The following is a 7,780-nucleotide window of genomic DNA, read 5'->3' as shown; positions in this document are numbered from 1 at the left end:
CAATAAAATTTATTTAGCTGATAAAAGCCACACTTAATTGTTGCAAAAGTGCTGCAGTGGTTTTAGGGCAAACAGCCGGCAAAAATGTTTTTGCAATGGCACCGCACTCATCATGTAAATAAAGAGCAGGTTATTAAGGTGGAAATGTCATTTAAAACAATGAAGCTAAGTAATGGTGAACAAATAGATATTAATAAAAGAAGATAACGATTGATAAAATACCGGCTTTTTGTATAAGTAAAATCAAAACAGGGAGCTGGCAGCAATAATCATCTCCGTTTTTTGCATTCAAACATGTTAAGCATTCCCTATACTTATTTTTTCGAAGACTTTTTAACGTATAAAAATATCCTGTTTTTAGAGGATTGCTCCAGGCAGAAATAAGTATCATTTTTACTTTATCATTATAAATTAAAAAAATCAACTAATATGAAAAGGATTATTATTATAACACTTATTTTTTGCTCTGCACTAAATGCCATTGCCCAGCAGGCGGGCCGTGTAAAAATTTCTTTTGCAGGATTTAAATGCCTCAGGGAAACTGCCGATGATATACTTCACCTGGATGGAAAAGTGGATGAAGTTTTTTTTAGATTTTATTTTACAATTGCAGATGCCAATGGCAATACCAAACTAAAATACAGTAACCAAACGGATACCTATGGCGATAACTATGGCCCATTTGGCAACCGCATCAATGCAGGTTCTGCTGTTGATCTTTTTGGAAATTTAAGAGGCGGCATTAAAGGCGGCGATAATTACTATTGTAATAACATTATTGGAGAATATGATTTGGGTGCAGGCGATGTACTAACGGTTGTGCCTACCATTTGGGAATGGGATCCCGGTACAGGATATCAAAACAGTTTTGACGCTTCCATTGATGGCGCTTATTCAGTTATTAATCAAAAAGCATCTGCTTTATCCAATCAGCGTTTTGGGCCTAACGGCGTAGCAGGTGTTGGTGGAGCAAGTTTACTTGGCCTTTTCTTGATTGATGCCGGTTCTTATCTTTCTTTTAAAGCTTTTTTTGCCATTGCTGGCGAACTTACACCAAAGCCAAGGCCGATTGGCATTACAACAAACGGTGAGTATTCACCCAAAGCAGTTTTATTAAATGCTAATGTAATGCAGCAAATTGCAAGCAGCAATTTTGGTTACGGTGCAGGTGTTATACCGGTACAGTATAATGAAGAAGCATTGGGCAATACAAGGGACCATGGCAATTATATTGTTTTGCTTAAAGTAGAATTTACACCAAAGCCTGGTGCAGTAAATACTCCACCGCCACCGCCGCCTCCAGGTAATAGTAATAATACTCCGCCGCCGCCGCCGGCGCCAGCATCAGGTACCAGTGGCAGTAAAAATATGACTGGTAATATGAGAAAAGCAGATAAGCCTGTAACTGCACCTTCAATTGCAGGTACATGGGCCGGTACTTATGGTAATGGTGAAAACAATAACCCTAATTATTATTCCTTCAGGTTAAATGCAGATGGTACCATGCAGGTAATAGCCGCTAACGGAAATGTAATGGCTAACGGTAGTTACACCTATACAGCTAATCAGTTAACAGGCACTTATACCTATACTACTTCCGGCAGTTTTTCATTTAGCGCTTTAATGGATACAAATGGCGCACTCAATGGCACCTGGGGCAGCGGCAGCAATGTACGTGGCGGAGGAAGATGGGTAATGAGTAAAAAATAATTTAACTGTTATGAAAAATGTTATGAAAAAGAATTTTTTTTTACTGCCGGCACTGTTAATACCTATTGCTTTACTTGCCCAGTTTGATAAAATAAAAACTACCGAAACTAACCGGAAGCCGGTAATGATAAATAACCAGCCTGCAGTAATTAAAAACACCGTGGCAAATACTGTTGCGTATGATTTCGGTAAAGTAAAAATTTGTGTTGACATAGCTCCGCCAGCAAATGTTAATCTTCCGCCACGCAGAAACAGCGGAGGCTCACCCGTTCCAAAAATAAACAGCGATGGTACAATATTGCAGGTAGGCGTTACACAGCAACCTTTAGCCGGAGCTACAGAAAAAATGTGGAACCCCGGTGATGTAATTTCTGTTTATCTCTCTCCCAACAATGGCTCGGACTGGATAAGAAACAGGATACAATTTTATGCTAAAAAATGGGAAGACTATGCCAACATAAAATTTGAATTTATACCTGATTTTAAAGCAGCTAAAATAAAAGTTGGTTTGTTCAATACCGGCCAAAGCTGGTCGTGGATGGGCCGTGATGTTTTATCCAATCCGTTTAATGCCTATACTATGAATTTTGGCTGGTTTGATGCCAATACAACAGAACTGGAAATGAGCCGGGTTATAACACACGAATTTGGACATGCACTGGGCTTTCATCACGAACACCAATCGCCAGCTTCGCCACTGCAATGGAACCTTGATAAAACATACAAGTATTTTAAAGAAAAAAATAACTGGTCTTCAGCAGAAGTTGATTGGAATATCATCAATAAGTTCAACCAGAATAATACCAACTATTCTGCCTACGACAGGAATTCAATTATGCATTATACCATACCTGATGATTTACTGCTGGTTGGCAGCGGTACCACCACCAATTACTGGATATCACAAATGGATGGGCAGTATGCAAGGTTATGGTATCCGGCTGCACCAAAAGGAATAAACACTGCCGGCAACCTGCGTACCAATGATGATTGTGATGATGTTTTTTTTAAAGTGGAATATGATGTGGTAGCAGCAGACCAGGTGGAGTTTGCGCTTTCGTTGGGTGAAACAAACACTAAAAAAGTTACCTGGTGGAAACAAATTGGCATACCAAGGACCAATAATACAGAAACAGTTTTATGGGTGCAAAATCATTCTTTAATCAGAGAAGAAAACAGACCCGCCGCTTCCTTACAAATTCCGGTAAATGAAATTGACATTAATAAAGGTATCAGTTTCTGGAAAGCAAAAATGCTGGGTGTACATACCCTTTTAGGTTACAAATGGAACGTGTTGCCTGCTTTAAAAGGGGGTTGCAGGATAACATTAATATGGAATAGAGACAGTTGTTTGTAATACAAATAAAATCCTCTTATTAAAGGATAAATAAAATCATTGTTACATTTCAAATAAAAAATATTAAAAAAGTGAAAAAACAATTTTTAGTATTGATGATGATATTTACAACAGTTAATATTTTTTCTCAAACCAGCGGCTTTGATGTATTCACCTATCAACCACCGGAGTTTTTTACTAAAAGCGAATTGCCATCACGGGTACAATTTAATATTACAAATAATGATACAAGTTTCTGCACCATTACTTTATACAAAAGCCTGCCTGCCAAAGCAGATGTGATGAAAGATGTTACCAGCCAGTGGAATGAACAGGTGGTAAAGCGGTTGACCAAAGCCAGTAAAAAACCGCTGAAAATAATGACAGAACAGATGTGGGATGGCTGGGCATCAACATTGGCTATTGGTAATTTTTATCAAAATAAAAAAAAGTGTGTAGTAATGCTGAATTCTTTTAGCAAACATAACCAAACAGTTTGTGTTGTTTTTGAGCTGAGTGATAAAAATTTTAAACCAGTAGTGGAATTGTTTTCAAAAAATCTTCACCTGAAAAAATAAATAATGAAAAAATATTTTTTTACTCTTACCATTTTATTTGCGGCAAGTATTGCCTTTGCACAACCAGGCAAAAAACCTGCTGCAAAACAAAAAGCGCCTGCCCAAAAAGCGCCTGCTCAAAAAGAAATGGATAAAATGATGGAGGATGAAATGAAAGGAATGAGTGAGGATGAAAAAACAGAGATGCGTAAGATGATGAAAACTGTGATGCCTTCGTTACAGGAACATAACGATAAAATTGCTGACTATCCGGAATTTACCAGCAACAAACAATTGGTTCCAAAAAAAGATGCGGCCAGGATAGCTGCAATACCAAAGAAAAAACTTTTACAGGCAGACATGGCGCCGTATGCTGGTAATCTTTTTAATAAAATAATGTCGAAAGGGGATCCTGCGGAAGTAGCCCTCGCAAAAAAGATCATTGCACAAAATCCCAAAGCGGCTGCACTTGGTGGAGCCGCTGTGCTGTGCATGTTGCAGGGTCATCCGCAGGCAGCTATGGCATTAAGCATGAAAGCGGTGCAGGAAGATCCTTCCAATGCCAACTGGCAAAATAATATGGCATCGCTGCTTACCCAATATGGTTATCCCGAACAGGCTATTCCTGTTTTACAAAAATTAAAAAACCAATTTCCCCGGAACACTACCGTTTTAAATAACCTGGGGCAGGCATGGCTTGGCCTGGGAGATGTAGACAGCGCTTTCGCAAATATCAAACGGGCTGGTGGACTCAACCCCAATCACCCCGAAGCAAAGGAGACTGAAGGTGTGATTGAAGAAACAAAAGGCAACACTGATAAAGCAACTGATGATTATATCAAAGCCATCGAAAGTTCAATAAACCCATTTACTGAAACACTAATAAAAAATAATCACGGGCAAGACAAGTTAGATAAACTTGATTTTGAAAAACTGAAACGCAGCATTACTATTTATGAATATTTCAAAAAAGATTGGATTAAACTGCCAGTATTGGAAGATGATGTTTCAGCATATGAAAAAAACATGAGCATAAAAAATGGCTATTCAAAAATGTTTGAGCAGTTAAAAAACACCATCGATACTTTGGCCGAAGCAAGTAGTGCGGAAGTAGAGGCACTGATGGAGAAAGGTCAGAACGAGTTTGCTAAAACAATGATGAAGGAAAATATAAAGGGATTGAACAGGATGAGCAAGCCGGCAGTAACAGTCATGAAAGTATTACAGGTTTACCTGGCCAAATGGATGTTGGATTTTACTAAAGAGAGTAGCCAGTTAATGGATAATATAAATGCGCAGAAAATTATAATAACTAAAAGTGGTAAGAATGACAAGTGCCCAGACTTTAATAGAAAGAATAATTTATTTCTTACATATGCAAATCCGTTGATCAGGAGTTTTCATGAAAATAAGATTGAAGAATTTCGTGTGTGGCTGAATGCTTTCTGTACCTGGAGCTGGCATATAACAGGCAATCCAAAAAATACAATAATGTCAGCATGTATCGCCTGGACTGGTGCCATTGCAGGAATGTACGAGGGTGCAATAGACAACCAGTATGCGATAGAGAAGTCGTGTGTAAAACAAGATGGTGATGGCGTTACTATTACACCGGTACCCAACATTCCTAATTTCGCTTGTCCTTCTGTAGTTAGAGTTCCGGTGGGTGCGGACTGGCAGCAATTGAGTAATGCAGCAAATAATTTTGATATTAATTCATTAGGCACCAAACAGAACGCAAACAACCCAATACCGAATCATTCTACCGCTTATACTGCTGATCGCAATACTATTGCGGAACCAGGCAAGGACCCATCTACAAAAACAGCAAATGGCAGCATGTCGCCCGGAACGATCAATGATGATGAAATGACACCGTTATCAAAAATCCCTTTAGATGACCTAACACCACTTCCTAAAATATTGGACGAGTTGACGCCATTGCCTAACATTCATAAAAACAAATTAGCAAAAGAGCTGCTCAAAAAAATGATGACCGCCGATTGTAAGGATATAAAAGATTCAAAAGACATTCTTAAAGAACAACTGGAAAAAATGATGAAAGGAGTGAAAGAATTGGAAGCATATGAACACATAATTGAACAAATAGAAAAGCTGGAAGCAGAAATAGAGCAGAAAGAAACCAACGCAGAAAAAAAGGAGCAGCTTAAAAAACAGATAGAAAAAATGCAGCAGGAAACAGATAAGATGGATAAATATGAACAGGTGCAACAATCAAAAAAGGAGATGGAAAAAATTATGAAAGAAATGGATGCAATGGATGATAAAAAGTTTATGAAAGATAAGTTTGATAAAATAATACAGGCAGTAGATGAAATGGAAGCGGCTCCTGCTATTCTTAAAGACATTCAGCAAAACGGGCTGCAATCTTCCATCAGCAGTGGCATACAGGCACCGGGAACATTTACCCCGGTAAAAGGATTATTTAATTAGAAAAAAATAACTCATGAAATATTTACTGTTATTCTCCATTATTCTCTTTTCCATTTCATCATCTGCACAAAATTGCACCGACGAATCGTTACTCCTAACACCCGGTACATTAAAGGCAGACGCACCTTATAATTCAGGAAAATTATCAGCGGTAGATTTAGCTAAGCATAAAAAAGTGGTGGCAACAATAACCAACATGATAAAATCAAAGTATGCCCCAATGGGTGTAAAAGCCCTTTATCATGAAAACTATGGTTACCCTGTAGCGTACAGGCCGGCTAATGATTACGGTTACAGCATCATCCCTTTAAACTTTTATTGCGATGGCAACACCATTAAAACAGCAGGCGAAACGCCAACCTATTTTAATATAACAGCTAATTTATTTGCCGGAGAAATTTATCAATTGCTGAATAACGAAGAAGCAACATCAGGTACAGGTTTCCATTATATCTCGGACATGCCAATTGAAAAAGATGGCAACTGGTATTTTAAAGAAATAGAAACTTCCCTTGTGTTGGGCATGCCCGGCTCCGGCAAAGAATACCAATGGTTAATTACTTACGATGGCAAACTGCCTTTTGCTTATGTAACCAAAAAAGAATTTTTGGAGGTACAAAAAAAATTAGTGGCAAAAGCAATGCTCATGGCTGCATCAGGTTTTAATGATGCACTTAAGAATAATGAAATTGAAAAAGGATTTAAAGAAAAAGAGTTTAAAAACGACCCCGAAAAATTAAAAAAATATATGAAAATGGATTATCTGAACATTAAAGAGCGGTATGAAAAATTTCTTGCAGATAATGAAAAAGATTACAAGCCGGCGTTTAATAAAATTGATGAGCAGTTGAAATTACCTGCTGATGAATTGAACAAACAGGCTATTGTAAAACTTGATCCCCATGGAAGCCATTTAGCTTACCTGTTTACTGATGATAGCGATCCTTTTGGGCAGGTACTGATAAAACCAAATCCGGCATATTTTAAAAAATTACCCCGGTCATCGCCACAATTTTTTTGGGTGTATTTAAGAGGCAGCCACAAAGATCCTATAGCGCTAAAATTTATGACAGACATTATGAAAGCCGTTGATTTTGCAGCACTGAAAAATATGATTGGAAAATAACTATCCCTTGCCATGCCTTTAAAGGCATGGCGAAATAAACTCCAGGCTAAGAGGCTATAGCCACATAAAAAAATAATTTCTCAAACAGTTTCACAATTATCAAACATGAAAAAAATAATTTTACTGCTTGCTCTAACTGTCATCGTACAATGTATTTATGCCCAAAAATCAAACCCGGCAAAACCGGTGAAAAAAACTGTGGCTACCACAACCTCAAATACCAATGCCGCAGCATCCACTTTACCACTCAGCGGAATATTTTATGCACCATCCGGCATCGGCATCGTTTTGCAGAATAATGGTAAAAACGATCTGACCATCTCACCCAAAAAAGAAGCCGGAAAAACATTTACTGTAACGAATTTTAATTTTCCAACGCCCCTTGCCGACGGAGAAAAATTTAGCATCACCGCAAAAAAAATTACTCCCGGCCAAACCATCTACATGTATCCCGGAGCCAATGGCAAAATGCCTGAAAGCGTTAAAATAAAAATTGCTTCCGATTATACTTATGATTTGGTTACCCGCAGTTCCAACGATGCAACATTCAGCACTTTTTACGATGTCAGCAACCCGGCTGTGGGTGGAAACCCTGGC

Annotated in this window: 6 protein-coding genes; all 6 read left to right on the top strand. The window is 38.2% G+C overall.

The features are described from left to right. The first annotated feature begins 429 nt into the window (after window positions 1-429). Window positions 430-1,710 (top strand): hypothetical protein, encoded by a 1,281-nt coding sequence (locus ACY65O_RS12110; RefSeq protein ID WP_462221114.1) that lies wholly within the window; start codon window positions 430-432, stop codon window positions 1,708-1,710. 22 nt (window positions 1,711-1,732) lie between these two features. Beyond that, window positions 1,733-3,067, top strand: coding sequence for a M12 family metallopeptidase (locus ACY65O_RS12105; protein ID WP_462221113.1), 1,335 nt, complete (start codon window positions 1,733-1,735; stop codon window positions 3,065-3,067). Between the two features lie 71 nt (window positions 3,068-3,138). Further along, window positions 3,139-3,624: a hypothetical protein gene (locus tag ACY65O_RS12100; RefSeq protein ID WP_462221112.1), complete on the top strand. Its 486-nt coding sequence runs from the start codon at window positions 3,139-3,141 to the stop codon at window positions 3,622-3,624. Between the two features lie 3 nt (window positions 3,625-3,627). Then, window positions 3,628-6,057 (top strand): hypothetical protein, encoded by a 2,430-nt coding sequence (locus ACY65O_RS12095; protein WP_462221111.1) that lies wholly within the window; start codon window positions 3,628-3,630, stop codon window positions 6,055-6,057. A 13-nt stretch (window positions 6,058-6,070) separates the two neighbouring features. After that, window positions 6,071-7,183, top strand: a complete 1,113-nt coding sequence (locus ACY65O_RS12090) for a hypothetical protein (protein ID WP_462221110.1) — start codon at window positions 6,071-6,073, stop codon at window positions 7,181-7,183. A gap of 105 nt (window positions 7,184-7,288) precedes the next feature. Then, on the top strand, window positions 7,289-7,780 hold a 492-nt coding region (locus ACY65O_RS12085), incomplete at its 3' end, for a hypothetical protein (RefSeq protein ID WP_462221109.1).

Source organism: Ferruginibacter sp., assembly GCF_031430955.1.
Lineage (GTDB): Bacteria > Bacteroidota > Bacteroidia > Chitinophagales > Chitinophagaceae > Ferruginibacter.
Note: the sequence above shows the minus strand (reverse complement) of the source record. Positions and strands in the feature narration are given on the sequence as shown.